The organism is Coriobacteriia bacterium, from assembly GCA_034370385.1.
Taxonomy (GTDB): domain Bacteria; phylum Actinomycetota; class Coriobacteriia; order Anaerosomatales; family PHET01; genus JAXMKZ01.
This window is the reverse complement of the sequence record JAXMKZ010000064.1, coordinates 1-1,226: the sequence shown is the minus strand read 5'-3', so window position 1 is coordinate 1,226 and position 1,226 is coordinate 1. Positions and strand designations below refer to the sequence as shown.

Below are 1,226 nucleotides of genomic sequence, written 5' to 3'. Positions count from 1 at the left end.
GTTCTTCCAGGGTGATCTGGGCATGCATCGGTTCCCCTTTGCTTGGCGGTAGGGAGGAACCGTGAGTGTCCCAGACCGCCCCACCCTCATCGGGTGGGGGTGTTGCGTTTAGTATCTGAATCCGCGGCATCTAACAAGCGCATCAACCTGATGCGCAGGAACGCTCGGTTATCCTGAAAGCGCACGGCGCACAGGTTATGCGCAAACACGTTAGGTGCACCTGAGTGAGGGGGACGCATGGAGCACGCGAACAGAGCTCGTGCGGCCGTTGCCGGACCGGTCGCTCTTCTCGCAGCGTTTCTCGGTATGGCGGTGACTGCAGCGCTCTCGAACTTGGCACAGTGGCCGTACTACGTCTTCATCGTGGTCTTTCCAGCGGCACTGTGCCTGTGGCTCACACAGGGTACTGGTCCATTGATCAGAGCTCTGCTCATCCTCGCGACGCTGATCGTGAGTCTCATCGTGGCAGCGGCCGTCGTAATTCTGCTGCTCCCGGTCTTCGAGGTCACGGGGGTCGGGATCTCCGGTGCGGGTGTCTACACGCTGCTGTGGGGGCCTAGCATAGTCGTCCTCCTCGGCAGTATCGTCCTCAGGGCGCGCTCGGATGCTCCACTGCTCGGAGTCTGGCTCTTGTGGTGGGTCGCCGTGGCGGGGGCAACCATCTGGGCGGAGCCGCTCACCTACGCGCTGACCGACTTGGGTGGTGCTGACGCGATGGCGGGCAGCGTCGCCGTTCTCGCGTCGCCGACGGTGGGCATGTCGGCGTGGGCGGGTGCGGCGTGCGTTATGCTCGCGCACGCCCGGCTCAACCGGGGGCACCTAACAATGGCATCGACACCGACAAACCGCGGCAGTGAGCTAGTCTGAGTTGAGACGTGGATGGGCCGCGGTTTGCGGGTCATGCCACACACGTTAGCGCTACAGGCGCACCTTGACGGACTAGCATCGCGATGGATATACTTCGGCTATCCATTGGAGGTGCGGCATGATCACCAAAGTCCAGAAATGGGGCAACAGCCAGGGTCTTCGCCTCAGCAAGGAATTGCTCACAGACGTCCGGATCGACGTGGGCGACGCGGTAGACGTCAGCGTCCATGACGGCTCGCTCGTCATCACTCCTGCACGTCGCGTGCGTGGCGGACTCGACCTTGAACAGCTGGTCGCACGGATTCCGCGAGACTACGAGCCTGAAGAGCTCGACTGGGGTCCTCCGGCTGGCCGCGAGG

At 62.9% G+C, this 1,226-nt stretch carries 2 protein-coding genes; both read left to right on the top strand.

Annotated features, from left to right (window positions below):
• Window positions 1–237 precede the first annotated feature (237 nt).
• Complete coding sequence (locus tag U1E26_12770; GenBank protein ID MDZ4170505.1) at window positions 238–867, top strand: hypothetical protein; 630 nt, start codon at window positions 238–240, stop codon at window positions 865–867.
• Window positions 868–985: 118 nt separating this feature from the next.
• The coding region (locus U1E26_12765; GenBank protein MDZ4170504.1) for an AbrB/MazE/SpoVT family DNA-binding domain-containing protein at window positions 986–1,226 on the top strand (241 nt) is incomplete at its 3' end.